Raw genomic sequence first — 16,404 nt, 5'->3', positions numbered from 1 at the left:
GCACGCCCCTTATTGAATTTTTGACTTGAGGATAGATTGAATGAAGGTTACGGTTTTTGGTATTGGCTATGTCGGGTTAGTCCAGGCTGCTGTCCTGGCTGAAGTTGGCCATGATGTTATGTGTATAGATATTGATGAAAAGAAAGTTGCTGATCTACGAAAAGGGCATATCGCTATTTTCGAACCCGGATTAGCACCACTGGTAAAAGAGAATTATGAGAGTGGTAGACTACAATTCTCCACGGATGCAGAAGCTGGTGTAGCACATGGCACTATTCAATTTATAGCCGTTGGCACTCCTCCTGATGAAGATGGTGCCGCTGACCTAAAGTATGTGCTTGCCGTTGCCAGTACCATTGCTAAATATATGGATACTCCCAAAGTTATTATCGATAAATCTACCGTCCCTGTAGGGACTGCGGATAAAGTGCAAGAAATGATACAAACTGTTCTACAGCAACGAGGGAAGAAAATAGCATTCAATGTGGTTTCAAATCCTGAGTTTCTAAAAGAAGGGGCGGCAGTCGCTGACTGTAAACGTCCAGAACGCATCGTTATCGGCATTGATACTGATGATAACGGTGTTATCGATTTAATTAGCGAGTTATACGAGCCATTTAATCGAAATCATGACCGGATGTTAATAATGGATATTCGCAGTGCTGAACTGACGAAATATGCAGCAAACGGCATGTTGGCAACTAAGATCAGTTTTATGAATGAAATTGCTAATATCGCTGAACGTCTTGGCGCAGATATCGAAAAGGTGAGACAGGGCATTGGTTCTGACTCGCGCATTGGCTACCATTTTATTTATTCTGGCTGTGGTTATGGTGGTTCTTGTTTCCCCAAAGATATTCAGGCGTTAATTCGTACAGCCGAAAGTTGTGGTTATCAGCCTCAGTTGTTACAGGCTGTTGAGCAAATCAATAATGAGCAAAAGTTTAAATTGGTCGAATTTATTCTGCGTCACTTTAACTCACAACTGGCGGGAAAAACATTGGCTCTTTGGGGGTTAGCATTTAAACCCAATACGGATGATATGCGCGAAGCTCCGAGTCGGATTTTAATGGAGTCATTGTGGAAAGCCGGTGTGACTATTCAAGCTTATGACCCCGAGGCAATGGATGAAGCACAGCGGATTTATGGTGCCAGGGACGACTTAAAATTAATGGGTACAAAGGAGTCAGCATTACAAGGCGCTGACGCTTTGATTATTTGTACTGAATGGCAGAATTTTAGGGCGCCTGATTTTGGGATGATCAAGTCCCACCTTAAACACCCCGTTATTTTTGATGGGCGCAATTTGTACGATCCCGAGCGTCTAAATAGACAAGGTTTTACTTATTACGGGATTGGCCGTGGTGCTTCGATTAATCGTGCGCAATAAGTGGTAAAAGTGGGTTTATGTGTTGGGTACAAAATTAAAGGAGTTCTTTTTGTGTAGCCAACACTAATCCTCATCTGATTCAATAACAGTGGCTTATCGCTAAATTTATCTTATATCACAAAGGATAATGTCGATTTGGCTATTATAGCGATTATTATATTGTTATAAATTAGCGAAGTCTTCTTATCGACTCTCATTGAGAGTGATAACAGAACGTTATTTATTGAAAATGATATGTTTAGATTGACTGTCGTTTACCGATTGGATGTAAACCGTTAGATAGGGTAATTCATTGGAGGAGTACGAGTTTTGACTCTTAAAAGAGAACGCAAAAAAATACCCCCCGTATAATAGGAGGGTATTTCTATCACAATAGTAAATTAACTATTACGACTACAGCAGGAAATCATCTAGTGATTTGCCTTCATCTTCAATGGCTTTCTTAATCACTGCTGGAGTACGGCCTTGGCCTGTCCAGGTTTTAACATCGCCATTTTCGTCTGTGTACTGATATTTAGCAGGGCGTGCAGCACGTTTTGATTTACCAGTTGCGGCTTTAGCAGCTGCAATAGTATTCAACAGTTCATTTGGATCAATGCCATCTGCAATAAGCATTTCACGGTATTGCTGTAATTTACGTGTGCGTTCTTCAATTTCTGCCTGTGCTTGAGAGTCTTCTTCGCGGCGTTCATTAACGACCACTTCGAGTTTCTCCAGCATCTCTTCTAAAGTTTCAAGAGTGCATTCACGCGCTTGTGCACGCAGAGTACGGATGTTGTTAAGAATTTTTAACGCTTCGCTCATTGTCCTGGTCTCAAATTATAATTGGTGGGGGGGCGTCTGGATAATAATAGAGTGCTATTTTAATTTCTGCAATAGCCAATTTGATTAGCATACTCGAATTCACGTATTTATTAGCGAAAACTTGCTGCTTACTACTAATAAACGATGGGCACTTGTTATTATCTGAGCTGTTTTTAACGTAAATTTTCGTTTCACTCACTAATGATTTTGCTCGAGAGCATGATTTTCTCACTAAGTTATAAGTTTGCTTTATATCAATAAAGCAAAAATACGTTACTTCTCATGTTGGGATGCACAATAACTGATCACACGACAACACCGAGATATTGATATAGCCGCAACGAAATATTGAGTAAGAAAAAACATGCAGTCCAAGCTTTGTCAGGTCACGGCAATATTTGTTATCACTATTTACGAATTAATCATGAGAACACATTACCCGTATCATTAATGTACCAATCGTGCGACCTACATATCAAACACTATTGCTTTCATCTCGCGCTAATCTGGTTAATGTTCAAACAGAATACTTTTACTGTCTCAATATTGTGAAATGGGTCATGTAACCTAGCTAATAATACATAAGCATTTCCACATCAAAGCTCTGTCAACTTCATTAGTTATCTCATTACTTAATAGAAAAAACAGTAATATAGAGGAGAACCTCTGCTCCACGAAACCTTGGGATTTATGATAAACTGTGTATATGTTGTCAATGTGACCATTTATTATACTATTGGAGCTACAGGCCCATGGCTCAACTTTATTTTTATTACTCAGCAATGAATGCAGGTAAATCTACAGCGCTATTGCAGTCCTCTTATAACTACCAAGAGCGTGGTATGCGCACTCTGGTGTTTACAGCCGAGATTGATAATCGCTTTGGGGTTGGAACAGTCAGTTCGCGTATTGGTCTGTCTTCACAGGCCCTGCTTTACAATAGTGGGACATCATTATTATCTATAATCAACACCGAGCATCAGGGAAGTCCGGTCCATTGTATTTTACTCGATGAGTGCCAATTTTTGACTAAAGAGCAGGTTCAGGAATTGTGCCAGGTGGTGGATGAATTGCATATCCCTGTGCTGTGTTATGGTTTACGCACTGACTTCCTCGGTGAGTTATTCCCTGGCAGTAAATACTTATTGTCGTGGGCTGACAAATTGGTCGAGCTAAAGACAATTTGTCATTGTGGGCGTAAGGCTAATATGGTGTTACGTTTAGATGCACAGGGCCGGGCTGTTCACGATGGTGAACAAGTTGTTATCGGTGGGAATGAAAGCTACGTTTCTGTTTGCCGACGCCATTATAAAGAAGCCATCAAAGCTGCCTCCCTCTCTCAATATCCTTAACGGCCCAGAGAACACCTCACTGGCTCCTTTATTAAAGGCAGTGGGGTAGTTACTTTTTACGTTATTAACACTATATAGCACCGTACAGCTTCATTCATTGTGCTTATGCGTATGACTCATACTCTCTAACCTCTATTTCTGACCGCGTCATAAATGACCAAGGTATTTTATTGAGTATCATTGGTGGGATGACATCGAGCTATTCATTTTTATAAGTTATTAATCCGACGATATCCCTCAGTAAATCGCATCTGGTGAGATGTGGTGAGTTTATTTGATGGGGCAGGTGAATGAGGTAAGGGCAACTATAAATCGCCGTTGTCGGGGATTTATAAGCAATGAGTAAAGCATGGTATGCAGACTATGTATAAATTCATTGGATGAATATAAAAAGAAACCCCCAACAGATGTCGGGGGTTATATCTTTCAGTGGCTCGCCTCACCACCGGTGAGACTACACATTAAGATAGAAATTACTTCTTGGCTTTTTTCTCAGCTTTTGGGGCTGGAGCGGCTACTGCAACTTCTTCATGATCCAGCTCTTCGCTGAATTCACGGCCGTAGTAAGTATCCATCAGGATCTGTTTCAGCTCAGAGATCAGTGGGTAGCGCGGGTTAGCACCGGTACACTGGTCATCAAATGCATCTTCAGACAGTTTGTCTACTTTCGCCAGGAAGTCTGCTTCTTGCACGCCAGCTTCACGGATTGACGCTGGGATACCCAAATCAGCTTTGATTTCATCTAACCAAGTCAGCAGTTTCTGGATTTTCTGTGCGGTACGGTCGCCCGGAGCACTCAGACCCAGATGGTCTGCAATTTCAGCATAACGACGACGCGCTTGTGGGCGGTCATACTGGCTGAATGCAGTCTGTTTGGTTGGGTTGTCATTCGCGTTATAGCGGATAACGTTAGAAATCAACATGGCGTTTGCCAAGCCGTGTGGAATGTGGAACTCAGAACCCAGTTTATGGGCCATTGAGTGACAGACACCCAAGAAGGCGTTAGCAAAAGCGATACCGGCAATAGTCGCGGCGTTGTGAACACGTTCACGTGCAACCGGATTTTTTGCCCCTTCATGATAGCTGGCTGGTAAGAATTCTTTCAGCAGTTTCAGCGCTTGCAGAGCCTGGCCGTCGGAGTATTCGTTCGCCAATACAGAAACATAAGCTTCCAGAGCATGGGTCACTGCATCCAAACCACCGAACGCACACAGAGACTTAGGCATATTCATAACCAGGTTGGCATCAACGATTGCCATATCTGGAGTCAATGCATAGTCAGCCAATGGATATTTCTGGCCTGTGGCATCGTCGGTAACTACCGCGAATGGTGTAACTTCTGAACCCGTACCTGATGTGGTGGTTACGGCGATCATTTTCGCTTTCACGCCCATTTTCGGGAACTTGTAAATACGTTTACGGATATCCATAAAGCGTAATGCCAGTTCTTCGAAGTGGGTTTCTGGGTGTTCGTACATGACCCACATGATTTTCGCAGCATCCATCGGTGAACCACCACCCAGCGCGATGATCACGTCTGGTTTGAAGGAGTTCATCTGCTCTGCACCTTTGCGCACAATACTCAGGGTAGGGTCCGCTTCTACTTCGAAGAAGACTTCAGTTTCGATACCGTGAGATTTCAGTACGCTGGTGATTTGATCAGCATAACCGTTGTTGAACAGGTAGCGGTCAGTCACGATGAAGGCACGTTTTGCACCGTCAGTTGCCACTTCTTCCAACGCGATAGGCAGGGAGCCACGGCGGAAGTAAATAGATTTCGGGAGTTTATGCCACAACATGTTTTCTGCTCGCTTAGCCACAGTTTTCTTGTTGATCAAGTGTTTCGGACCGACGTTTTCAGAGATGGAGTTACCACCCCAAGAACCGCAACCCAGCGTCAGAGATGGCGCTACTTTGAAGTTATACAGGTCACCGATACCACCATGAGAGGCAGGGGTATTGATTAAGATTCGGGCGGTTTTCATTTTATCGCCGAAATACTTAACGCGCGCAGGCTGGTTATCTTGGTCTGTATACAGGCAAGAGGTATGGCCTATACCGCCCATTTCCACCAGTTTTTCTGCTTTTTCAACAGCGTCTTCAAAGCTCTTCGCACGATACATCGCCAGTGTTGGAGACAGTTTTTCGTGAGCGAATGGCTCTGATTCATCAACAACTTTAACTTCGCCGATCAGAATCTTAGTATTAGCAGGAACTTTGATGCCGGCCATTTCAGCAATTTTAGTTGCTGGCTGACCTACGATAGCCGCGTTCAGGCCACCATTTTTCAGGATGATGTCCTGAACAGCTTTCAGTTCTTTGCCCTGTAACAGGTAGCCGCCGTGGGAAGAAAAACGCTCACGAACAGCATCATAAACTGAGTCAACAACAATGATAGATTGCTCAGACGCACAAATGACGCCGTTATCAAAGGTTTTAGACATCAGAATAGAGGCAACAACACGTTTGATATCGGCTGTTTCATCAACAACAACTGGCGTGTTACCCGCACCAACACCGATAGCAGGCTTACCAGAACTGTAAGCAGCTTTAACCATGCCTGGGCCACCGGTGGCCAGAATCAAGTTAATGTCTGGGTGGTGCATCAGTTGGTTAGATAACTCAACAGTAGGGGCATCAATCCAACCAATAATATCTGCTGGCGCACCTGCGGCGATTGCGGCTTGAAGCACGATATCTGCAGCTTTATTGGTTGCGTCTTTAGCACGTGGATGTGGAGAGAATACGATACCGTTACGGGTCTTCAAGCTAATCAATGCTTTGAAGATAGCGGTAGAGGTCGGGTTGGTCGTTGGCACGATACCGCAAATCAAACCGATTGGTTCAGCGATAGTGATAGTACCAAAGGTTTTATCTTCTTCCAGAATGCCACAAGTCTTTTCATCTTTGTATGCATTATAAATGTATTCAGAAGCGAAGTGGTTTTTGATCACTTTGTCTTCCACAATACCCATGCCAGATTCTTCTACAGCCAGTTTGGCCAGAGGAATACGGGCATCTGCTGCAGCCAGAGCTGCGGCACGGAAGATTTTATCAACCTGCTCTTGAGTAAAGTTGGCATACTCGCGCTGGGCTTTCTTGACGCGTGCTACTAGCTCGTTAAGTTCAGCGACATTCGTTACAGCCATAATGCTCTCCTGATAATGTTAAACTCTTTTAGTAAATGAGCTGTTGAAGCAATGAGTATAGACAGGCTAAGCCGTGCTGTACTCTCGAATAGAGATGGTTTTTATATCTTACTTTCTCATTCTTTACCGCTGATTTACTGAAAGAGCTTTAAGTTCGCCAGGAATAAAGTGGGAGAAAAACACTCTTTTCAACCCAGATACTCCATTTCTTGCTAAAGGTTCACTCTACTACGGCTCTGAGCTTAACGATTCTTAAGACTGATTTTCGTGATTTAAATCACAAAATCCGCAAGCTGACACCATTCAGCAATTATTAGTTGAGAGTAATTATCATTAGCGTAAATAAAGTGACAATTCATGACGTTAAATCATCATTGACGCCACAGAATATTAACAATAATGATTATTTTAGACAGCGGAGATTTATCCCGCCTAAATGCGGGTTTATTCCATGGATTCCTGTGACTAATTCTATTACATTAGCGCGCACATCTACTTTGGGGTTGTCCTAAGGGTGATTTTCAGTGAAAAGAACTGTTGTCAGGGGGGTGAGCAGTGGAGGCCAGTTGCGGCGTGTGGTGGCATCATTATTTGCCCGCGAATTTTCCAAGGTTTAGCCGTAAGATGTGTTGCCTCGGGACATTAGGTATAGTGACCTGATATCTGTGATGTATTTATGAGCAATTGCGCGGAGTGATGTGTGAGTCAATCCCTGTTGGACCTTTCAGGTTACATCAAGTTTTTTGTTGGCTTATTTGCACTGGTTAACCCGGTGGGTATCTTGCCAGTATTTATCAGTATGACAAGTTATCAGGCAGCTGCGGGCCGGGATAAAACTAACCTGACAGCTAACCTGTCAGTGGCGATTATTTTATGGATCTCTCTGTTCCTTGGGGATGCCATCCTGAAAATATTTGGTATTTCTATTGATTCATTCCGTATTGCCGGGGGCATCTTGGTGGTCAGTATTGCCATGTCGATGATCAGCGGTAAACTGGGTGAAGATAAACAGAATAAACAGGAAAAAACAGAAACTGCAGTACGCGAAAGTATTGGCGTTGTCCCATTGGCATTACCATTAATGGCCGGGCCGGGGGCAATTAGTTCAACTATCGTGTGGAGTTCTCGCTATCACAGTTGGCAGAACCTGCTGGGGTTAACTGTTGCAATTGCACTGTTTGCTTTTTGTTGTTGGTTATTGTTCCGGGCTGCGCCGCTATTGGTTCGATTACTCGGTCAAACCGGCATTAACGTTATTACCCGTATTATGGGTTTACTGCTGATGGCATTGGGTATCGAATTCATTGTTACCGGTATTAAGGCTATTTTCCCAGGATTGCTTTAACCTCCTCATAAGACAACTCATCATTAAGAGGCCACGGGTTTATGACCGGTGGCTTTTTTCTTGCCATTAGCATGATATTTAAGTCCCCGCGCGTTATTTTGGTGCAAATGATGCAGGAAATTTAATCTGTTGCACTCAAATGCTGCACTAATAGATATTCTGAACAAATAATTTGGTTTAAGGCTTATTTATTCATCTTTAATAAAGGGTTGGATAACCTTCCGATTAAATTAAATACGCTATTTGTTGTTAAAATGCTCACATCATTCTGTAGGGCTTGTGCTGAATTTATCTAGATGTTATTAGTGATTAGTACGCAGTGAGTAGGCGTTTATTCTAACAATGATAAAAATGTTAACTTTATGTTTCTTATCACTGTTTTTAAACATAATTTTTGATGTGAAGTTAAAAATATTATCATTTATAACCAATTAATTCATGTGCTTATGTGTTTTCTTGGATGATAATATCCTGCATTACTACTGATACTGACTCAGTAAAAAAGAGAATTGCTTAACATTTCTGTAAAAATTATTGGCGTCAGATTTCGGGTTCTGTTAGCTTTCGGGCAACTCCCTAACGAGAGTTTTCTTGTTTTTTCAATGAAACTGAACCGTGGTTTTTATTTTTGGAATAGTTATTGCTAGTGGTTGTTGGCGGCAGATTGACGCATAACCTTGAGAAAAACATCACAAATCTCGTAAAAGGGCGGTTAGAAATGCAAATAAAGTTTAAACAGCGACCACTGGCAATAATTGGCACTATTTTGGGTTTGTCATTCTCTGCGGGATCGATGGCTGCAACCGTTCTTCCGGGCGTAGAATTAGCGTTAGATCAGAGTATTACTATTAATAATGGTTCTGAGGTTGCCTCTTTAGACCCGCATAAGGTTGAGGGAAATCCTGAAACCAATATTATTCTAAATCTATTAGAAGGGCTGGTAAGTAATGATGCTAACGGCCATATCATTCCGGCTGTTGCAAGCCATTGGGATAATAATGGTTATAAAGTCTGGACTTTCCATCTGCGCGATAATGCGGTCTGGAGTGATGGTACGCCGGTTACTGCGCAGGATTTTGTTTATAGCTGGCAGCGCCTGGCTAATCCTAAAATAGGTTCTCCTTATGCCAGTTATTTACAGTATGCCCAAATTGAGAATATTGATGCGGTGCTAAAAGGTGTCAAAAAGCCAGATGAATTAGGCGTGAAAGCATTAGATACCAAGACGTTGCAAGTCACTTTGACCGAACCCGTTCCTTATTTTATTAGTATGCTGTCACACACTTCAATGAAACCGGTTAAGCGTGATGTCGTTGAAAAATATGGCGATAAATGGACGCTTCCACAGAATTTTGTCGGTAATGGTGCCTATAAATTAAAAGACTGGGTGGTTAACGAGCGTATTGTGCTCGAACGTAGCCCGACTTATTGGAATAATAAAGACACCATCATCAATAAGGCGACTTTTCTACCCATTACTTCTGAAGTGAGTGATATCAATCGCTACCGTAGCGGTGAAATCGATATTACCAACAGCGCCATTCCCCCCAATTTGTTTGCCAAAATGAAAAAAGACCTGCCAGAGCAGGTTCATGTCAGCCCATACCTTTGTACTTTTTATTACGAGATTAATAATCAAAAAACCCCTTTCACGGATGCAAGGGTTCGAGCTGCCATTAAATTAACGCTAGATCGGGACATTATTGCGACCAAAATTATGGGGCAAGGGCAGATGCCTGCGTATGGTTTCACCCCAACATTTACCGATGGCGGTAATTTCGCTTTACCCGAGTGGGCCAGTTGGGCTCAGGAAAAACGGAATGCTGAAGCGAAGAAATTACTCGCTGAGGCCGGTTTCAATGCTGAGAATCCATTGAAGTTTAATTTGCTCTACAACACCTCAGATCAAAATAAACAACAGGCTATTGCTGCCGCCTCAATGTGGCAAAAAAATCTCGGTGCCACTGTCACTTTGCAGAATCAAGAGTGGAAAACCTCTTTAGAAAGTCGCCATCAAGGCCAATTTGATGTTGCCAGAGCAACCTGGTGTGGTGATTACAATGAGCCGACGGCATTCCTTAATATGTTGTTATCGGACAGCAGTAATAATACTTTTTTCTATAAGAATCCTGAGTTTGATGCGTTATTAGCCAAAACATTAGCGGCCCCGGATGCCAAAGTGCGCACTGCGTTATATCAACAGGCTGAAAACTTATTGGATAAAGACTCTGCCATGGTGCCAGTATACTATCGCGTCAGTGTGCGCCTAATTCGGCCAACCGTGGGCGGGTTTACGGGTAAGGATCCACAAGATTTAATAGATTTAAAAAATCTTTATATTCGTAAATTAGAGTAGTGAAAAGCGGTTAGCCGTAGGAAGTCGAGTCATAAAGTACTTAGGAAAACAAATAGGGTATTAGGGATGTATAACACAGTACGAATTTTCGTCTGATGTTAATACATATAGGGTATTACAGGGCGGATTCGTTCCCCGCGCGATGTAATTTATACATACCTTTTAAAGGTGAAGCTCGCCTGATTATTGGGCGATGCAATAATAAAAACTGGAGTGGATATAAGCATGACCAACATCACGAAGAAAAGTCTCCTGGCAGCAGGCATTGTGGCTGCTTTAGGTATGATGGCTGTAGGCAATACTTTTGCAGCGAATGTGCCCGCAGGCGTACAACTGGCTGAAAAACAAGTTTTAGTGCGAAATAATGGTTCTGAACCTCAGTCATTAGACCCACATAAAATTGAAGGTGTCCCTGAATCAAATATCTCACGCGATCTATTAGAAGGGTTGGTTATTAACGATCCTAACGGCAAAATTTTACCCGGTGTGGCAGAAAGTTGGGACAATAAAGATTTTAAAGTGTGGACTTTCCATCTGCGTAAAGATGCTAAATGGTCAAATGGTGACCCTGTAACGGCACAAGATTTTGTTTATAGCTGGCAACGTCTGGCGGATCCTAAAACAGTTTCTCCTTACGCAAGCTATGTGCAATATGCCCATATTGCTAATATCGACAATATTATAACCGGTAAACAAGCACCCGATACCTTGGGCGTGAAAGCTCTGGATGACCATACTCTGGAAGTCACGTTGAGTGAGCCAGTGCCTTATTTGGATAAATTATTAGCGCATCCTTCTATGTCCCCGGTGAACAAAACCGCGATAGAGAAGTTTGGTGATAAGTGGACTCAGCCGCAGAACTTTGTCGGTAACGGTGCCTATAAGTTGAAAGATTGGGTCGTTAACGAACGTATCGTGTTAGAGCGCAGCCCGACTTATTGGGATAATGCCAAGACCGTCATTAATCAGGTAACTTACCTGCCAATCTCTTCCGAAGTGACTGATGTTAACCGCTATCGCAGTGGTGAAATCGACATGACCTATAACAACATGCCGATTGAATTATTCCAGAAGCTGAAAAAAGAGATCCCAGAAGAAGTTCATGTTGACCCGTATCTGTGCACCTATTACTACGAAATCAACAACCAAAAAGCGCCATTCACGGATGCTCGCGTTCGTGAAGCCCTGAAACTGGGTATGGATCGCGATATCATCGTGAACAAAGTGAAAAACCAAGGCGATTTACCGGCCTATGGCTTCACCCCGCCATACACCAGTGGTGCCGAGTTGACTCCGCCAGAATGGTTCAGTTGGACACAAGAAAAACGAAATGAAGTGGCTAAAAAGTTACTGGCGGAAGCTGGTTACACTAAAGATAAACCGCTGACATTCAATCTGTTATACAACACATCAGACTTACACAAGAAGCTGGCTATTGCCGCCGCCTCTATCTGGAAGAAAAACCTGGGTGTTGACGTTAAGTTGGAAAACCAAGAGTGGAAAACCTTCCTGGATAGTCGTCACCAAGGGGCTTTCGATGTGGCGCGTGCCGGCTGGTGTGCTGACTATAACGAACCTTCTTCTTTCCTGAATATGATGCTATCTGACAGCAGCAACAACACCGTGCATTATAAAAGCCCGGCGTTTGATAAGCTGATAAAAGATACGCTGAAAGTTAAAACTGAGAAAGAGCGTGCTGGTTTGTACCAACAAGCCGAAGTCTTGCTGGATAAAGACTCTGCTATCGTACCCTTGTTCTATTACGTGAATGCCCGTTTAGTGAAACCTTATGTCGGTGGTTATACCGGTAAAGACCCACTGGATAACATGCACGTTAAAGATCTTTATATTATCAAGCAGTAATATCTTAAGGGCAGCCGCCAAATTTGTGGGCTGCCCTTATTGCTTGATAATTCAAAAAGGCTAAAGGTACAGGCAATGTTAAAATTTATTCTACGCCGCTGTCTGGAAGCAATTCCGACACTTTTCATTTTGATCACCATCTCATTCTTTATGATGCGTCTTGCCCCGGGCAGTCCATTCACCGGCGAACGTAATCTTCCCCCTGAAGTGATGGCGAATATTGAGGCGAAATATCACCTCAATGACCCAGTTTATAAGCAGTATTTTAATTATTTGGGCCAATTGGCACAGGGTGATCTTGGGCCATCATTCAAATATAAAGATTACACTGTCAATGAGCTGGTTGCCGCCTCATTTCCTGTTTCAGCTAAACTTGGGCTGGCTGCATTTTTACTCGCTGTAGTATTAGGTGTTAGTGCCGGTGTTATTGCTGCGCTGAATCAAAATACCAAGTGGGACTATATGGTCATGGGGTTTGCTATGACCGGGGTGGTTATCCCGAGCTTTGTTGTGGCACCTTTATTAGTGCTGGTGTTCGCCATTATATTAAAATGGCTACCTGGCGGTGGTTGGAATGGCGGGGCACCGCAATATATTATTTTGCCGATGGTGGCGCTGTCATTGGCGTATATTGCCAGTATCGCGCGTATTACTCGCGGCTCAATGATTGAGGTTCTGCATTCCAACTTTATTCGCACAGCGCGGGCCAAAGGTTTGCCACTGCGAACGATTGTATTACGCCACGCATTAAAACCGGCATTGCTACCAGTTCTCTCCTATATGGGGCCAGCATTTGTTGGCATTATCACCGGTTCAATGGTGATTGAAACCATTTTTGGGTTGCCGGGTATTGGTCAGTTGTTCGTCAACGGAGCGTTAAACCGCGATTACTCTCTGGTCCTGAGCTTGACTATTTTGGTAGGCGCATTAACCATTTTATTCAATGCGATTGTCGACGTGCTGTATGCCGTTATCGATCCGAAAATCCGTTATTAACACTGGAGCACGCCAATTATGTTGAGCAAGAAAAATAGCGAAGCTCTGGAAGTTTTCAGTGAAAAACTGGAAGTTGAAGGGCGCAGCCTTTGGCAGGATGCCCGCCGCCGCTTTATTCATAACCGCGCGGCGATCACCAGTTTGGTGATCCTAATGTTAATTACCTTATTTGTTATTCTGGCCCCGATGTTAGCTCAGTTTTCCTATGCAGATACTGACTGGGGCATGATGTCAGCGGCACCCGATATTGAATCCGGACACTACTTTGGTACTGATTCATCTGGCCGTGACTTATTGGTGCGAGTCGCTATTGGTGGGCGCATCTCATTGATGGTGGGGGTTGCTGCGGCCTTGGTGGCGGTGGTGGTCGGCACATTATATGGGTCATTATCAGGCTATCTCGGCGGGAAAATTGACTCACTGATGATGCGAGTGCTGGAAATTCTTAACTCATTTCCCTTCATGTTCTTCGTCATTCTGTTGGTGACTTTCTTTGGCCAGAATATTCTGTTGATATTTGTGGCGATCGGGATGGTGTCCTGGCTGGATATGGCGCGTATCGTGCGCGGGCAAACCTTAAGTCTGAAACGCAAAGAGTTTATTGAAGCAGCTGTCGTGGGCGGGGTTTCCACGCGTAATATCGTGTTGCGTCATATTGTACCGAACGTATTGGGTGTGGTGGTGGTATACGCCTCTTTACTGGTTCCCAGCATGATTTTGTTTGAATCATTCCTGAGTTTCTTAGGATTAGGGACGCAAGAGCCATTGAGCAGTTGGGGCGCATTACTCAGTGATGGTGCCAACTCAATGGAAGTTTCTCCGTGGTTATTGATGTTTCCTGCCGGTTTCTTGGTAGTGACGCTGTTTTGTTTCAACTTTATCGGCGATGGCTTACGTGATGCCCTCGACCCGAAAGACCGCTGAGGAGTAGCACGATGACGACTATTGATAATCAGTCTGCTGTTCAGCATGATGTCCTGTTGGATGTCAAAGACTTGACCGTCACATTCGGTACACCAGACGGCGATGTTACTGCCGTTAATGCCCTTAATTTTGACCTGCGCGCCGGTGAAACGCTCGGTATTGTGGGTGAATCAGGTTCCGGCAAATCGCAAACGGCATTTGCTTTGATGGGGTTGCTGGCCAGTAATGGCCGCATAGGCGGTTCGGCGAAGTTTCATGGCCGTGAAATTCTCAATTTACCCGAGAAACAATTGAACCGCTTACGGGCCGAAGAAATCTCAATGATCTTCCAAGACCCAATGACCTCTCTTAACCCTTATATGCGCGTGGGTGAGCAGCTAATGGAAGTGCTGCAATTGCATAAAAAGATGAGTAAGAGCGAAGCGTTTGAAGAGTCAATCCGCATGCTTGACGCGGTAAAAATGCCGGAAGCGCGTAAGCGCATGCGGATGTATCCTCATGAATTTTCTGGGGGTATGCGCCAGCGGGTGATGATAGCCATGGCGTTGCTGTGTCGCCCTAAACTGTTGATTGCTGATGAGCCGACAACTGCACTGGATGTAACAGTTCAGGCTCAAATCATGACTTTGCTGAATGAACTTAAGAATGAGTTTAATACTGCAATCATCATGATTACCCATGATCTGGGGGTGGTTGCCGGTATTTGTAATAAAGTTCTGGTGATGTATGCGGGCCGAACTATGGAGTATGGTCAGGCCCGTGATGTGTTTTATCACCCCAGCCACCCTTATTCTATTGGCTTACTAAATGCAGTCCCTCGTCTTGATGCTGAAGGCGAATCTCTCATGACCATTCCGGGTAATCCACCTAATTTACTGCGCTTGCCGAAAGGGTGCCCGTTCCAGCCTCGTTGCCAATATGCAATGGAACGCTGCGGGACAGCTCCGGCATTAGAACACTTTGGTGATGGCCGTTTACGTGCCTGCTATAAGCCAGTAGGGGAATTGGTATGAATACCATGACAGAGCAAAAAGTCTTGTTGGAAGTGGCCGACCTGAAAGTTCACTTTGATATTCAGGATGGTAAGCAGTGGTTTTGGCAGCCGTCAAAAACACTTAAGGCGGTTGATGGCGTTACCTTGCGTCTGTATGAAGGTGAAACCTTGGGCGTGGTGGGTGAATCTGGCTGCGGTAAATCAACTTTTGCGCGTGCCATTATTGGTTTGGTGAAAGCCACTGGCGGCACTGTAACCTGGTTAGGTAAAGATTTACTCAATATGAGTGATGCCGAGTGGCGGGCAACACGCAGTGATATTCAGATGATATTCCAAGATCCGCTGGCGTCCCTTAATCCGCGAATGACTATTGGCGAAATCATTGCCGAGCCATTGCGGACTTATCATCCCAAAATGCCACGTCAGGAAATCAAAGATAAAGTTAAGGCCATGATGTTAAAGGTGGGTTTGCTGCCTAACTTAATCAACCGCTATCCTCATGAATTCTCGGGTGGCCAGTGCCAGCGTATTGGGATTGCCCGCGCCTTGATTCTTGAGCCGAAACTGGTCATTTGTGATGAGCCAGTATCGGCGTTGGATGTGTCAATCCAGGCGCAAGTTGTGAATCTGTTGCAGCAATTACAACGTGAAATGGGGCTGTCACTGATTTTCATCGCGCATGATCTGGCGGTGGTAAAACATATTTCTGACCGAGTATTGGTAATGTATCTGGGCCATGCGGTGGAGCTGGGGACTTATGATGAGGTTTACCATAACCCTCAGCACCCTTACACCAAAGCATTGATGTCGGCCGTGCCTATCCCTGATCCGGATAAAGAAAGGGCGAAAGTGATTCAGTTGCTCGAAGGGGAATTACCCTCACCGATTAACCCGCCATCAGGTTGTGTATTCCGCACTCGCTGCCCCATCGCCGGGCCAGAATGTGCAAAAACCCGCCCACTATTAGAAGGAAGTTTCCGCCATGCGGTCTCTTGCCTGAAGGTAGACCCGTTATAAGGCCATCAATTGTACTCGTCATACGCCAAGCTGCATGTGCGTTGGCTGCTTTTGTGACTTGGCCCGTCCATGGAACTCGCTCTGTCGCCGCCTTCCTGCAACTCGGATTATTTAGAGTATAGATATTGATGTCCAATAAAAATCCCCGCCAGATAAATCAGCGGGGATTTTTTTATGGGCATAATGGCATGAGCGACACATATTCGTTGGGTAA

11 protein-coding genes are annotated in these 16,404 nt (G+C 44.2%); 9 read left to right on the top strand and 2 right to left on the bottom strand.

All coding sequences use genetic code 11. The annotated features are described in order from the left end of the window. Nucleotides 1-40: 40 nt before the first annotated feature. A complete protein-coding gene (locus tag OVO64_RS04290; protein ID WP_145509397.1) occupies nt 41-1,390 on the top strand; it encodes a UDP-glucose dehydrogenase family protein in 1,350 nt (449 codons plus the stop codon). Nucleotides 1,391-1,783: 393 nt separating this feature from the next. Here OVO64_RS04290 and hns read toward each other — a convergent pair whose 3' ends face one another. Then, nucleotides 1,784-2,194, bottom strand: a complete 411-nt coding sequence (hns, locus tag OVO64_RS04285; RefSeq protein ID WP_004390904.1) for a histone-like nucleoid-structuring protein H-NS — start codon at nt 2,192-2,194, stop codon at nt 1,784-1,786. Nucleotides 2,195-2,946: 752 nt separating this feature from the next. On the opposite strand from hns, the gene OVO64_RS04280 reads away from it, so the two are divergent. Then, on the top strand, nt 2,947-3,546 hold the full coding sequence (locus tag OVO64_RS04280) for a thymidine kinase (protein ID WP_038633214.1): 600 nt from the start codon (nt 2,947-2,949) through the stop codon (nt 3,544-3,546). 473 nt (nt 3,547-4,019) lie between these two features. Here OVO64_RS04280 and adhE read toward each other — a convergent pair whose 3' ends face one another. Further along, nucleotides 4,020-6,695 carry a bifunctional acetaldehyde-CoA/alcohol dehydrogenase gene (gene adhE, locus OVO64_RS04275; RefSeq protein ID WP_038633211.1) on the bottom strand — a complete coding sequence of 892 codons (2,676 nt, stop codon included), beginning with the start codon at nt 6,693-6,695 and terminating at the stop codon, nt 4,020-4,022. Nucleotides 6,696-7,395: 700 nt separating this feature from the next. Here adhE and OVO64_RS04270 point away from each other — a divergent pair. The 7 genes from OVO64_RS04270 (at nt 7,396) to oppF (ending at nt 16,190) form a co-directional block, all read left to right on the top strand. Beyond that, the gene (locus OVO64_RS04270) at nt 7,396-8,040 is read left to right on the top strand and encodes a YchE family NAAT transporter (protein ID WP_004708395.1); all 645 of its coding nucleotides are present in this window, start codon (nt 7,396-7,398) and stop codon (nt 8,038-8,040) included. Between the two features lie 718 nt (nt 8,041-8,758). Next, nucleotides 8,759-10,396 carry an ABC transporter substrate-binding protein gene (locus OVO64_RS04265; protein ID WP_050291749.1) on the top strand — a complete coding sequence of 546 codons (1,638 nt, stop codon included), beginning with the start codon at nt 8,759-8,761 and terminating at the stop codon, nt 10,394-10,396. A gap of 225 nt (nt 10,397-10,621) precedes the next feature. Beyond that, nucleotides 10,622-12,259, top strand: coding sequence for an oligopeptide ABC transporter substrate-binding protein OppA (gene oppA, locus OVO64_RS04260; protein WP_038633203.1), 1,638 nt, complete (start codon nt 10,622-10,624; stop codon nt 12,257-12,259). Nucleotides 12,260-12,334: 75 nt separating this feature from the next. Then, nucleotides 12,335-13,255 carry an oligopeptide ABC transporter permease OppB gene (gene oppB, locus OVO64_RS04255; RefSeq protein WP_038633200.1) on the top strand — a complete coding sequence of 307 codons (921 nt, stop codon included), beginning with the start codon at nt 12,335-12,337 and terminating at the stop codon, nt 13,253-13,255. Between the two features lie 15 nt (nt 13,256-13,270). After that, a complete protein-coding gene (gene oppC, locus OVO64_RS04250) occupies nt 13,271-14,179 on the top strand; it encodes an oligopeptide ABC transporter permease OppC (protein ID WP_038633197.1) in 909 nt (302 codons plus the stop codon). A gap of 11 nt (nt 14,180-14,190) precedes the next feature. Continuing rightward, nucleotides 14,191-15,192, top strand: a complete 1,002-nt coding sequence (locus tag OVO64_RS04245) for an ABC transporter ATP-binding protein (RefSeq protein WP_042562365.1) — start codon at nt 14,191-14,193, stop codon at nt 15,190-15,192. Beyond that, nucleotides 15,189-16,190 carry a murein tripeptide/oligopeptide ABC transporter ATP binding protein OppF gene (oppF, locus tag OVO64_RS04240; RefSeq protein ID WP_038633194.1) on the top strand — a complete coding sequence of 334 codons (1,002 nt, stop codon included), beginning with the start codon at nt 15,189-15,191 and terminating at the stop codon, nt 16,188-16,190. Before OVO64_RS04245 ends, oppF begins: the two co-directional genes overlap by 4 nt. Nucleotides 16,191-16,404: the final 214 nt, after the last annotated feature.

The sequence above is a fragment of the Yersinia sp. Marseille-Q5920 genome, assembly GCF_946902935.1.
Lineage (GTDB): Bacteria > Pseudomonadota > Gammaproteobacteria > Enterobacterales > Enterobacteriaceae > Yersinia > Yersinia rochesterensis.
The sequence above is the reverse complement of the archived record's forward strand: the minus strand, read 5'-3'. Positions and strand labels throughout refer to the sequence as shown.

Excerpts from the sequence above, each read along its gene's own strand:
- OVO64_RS04290 (WP_145509397.1), top strand. The coding sequence starts at position 41 with ATGAAGGTTACGGTTTTTGGTATTGGCTATGTCGGGTTAGTCCAGGCT.
- hns (WP_004390904.1), bottom strand. The coding sequence starts at position 2,194 with ATGAGCGAAGCGTTAAAAATTCTTAACAACATCCGTACTCTGCGTGCA.
- OVO64_RS04280 (WP_038633214.1), top strand. The coding sequence starts at position 2,947 with ATGGCTCAACTTTATTTTTATTACTCAGCAATGAATGCAGGTAAATCT.
- adhE (WP_038633211.1), bottom strand. The coding sequence starts at position 6,695 with ATGGCTGTAACGAATGTCGCTGAACTTAACGAGCTAGTAGCACGCGTC.
- OVO64_RS04265 (WP_050291749.1), top strand. The coding sequence starts at position 8,759 with ATGCAAATAAAGTTTAAACAGCGACCACTGGCAATAATTGGCACTATT.
- oppA (WP_038633203.1), top strand. The coding sequence starts at position 10,622 with ATGACCAACATCACGAAGAAAAGTCTCCTGGCAGCAGGCATTGTGGCT.
- oppB (WP_038633200.1), top strand. The coding sequence starts at position 12,335 with ATGTTAAAATTTATTCTACGCCGCTGTCTGGAAGCAATTCCGACACTT.
- OVO64_RS04245 (WP_042562365.1), top strand. The coding sequence starts at position 14,191 with ATGACGACTATTGATAATCAGTCTGCTGTTCAGCATGATGTCCTGTTG.
- oppF (WP_038633194.1), top strand. The coding sequence starts at position 15,189 with ATGAATACCATGACAGAGCAAAAAGTCTTGTTGGAAGTGGCCGACCTG.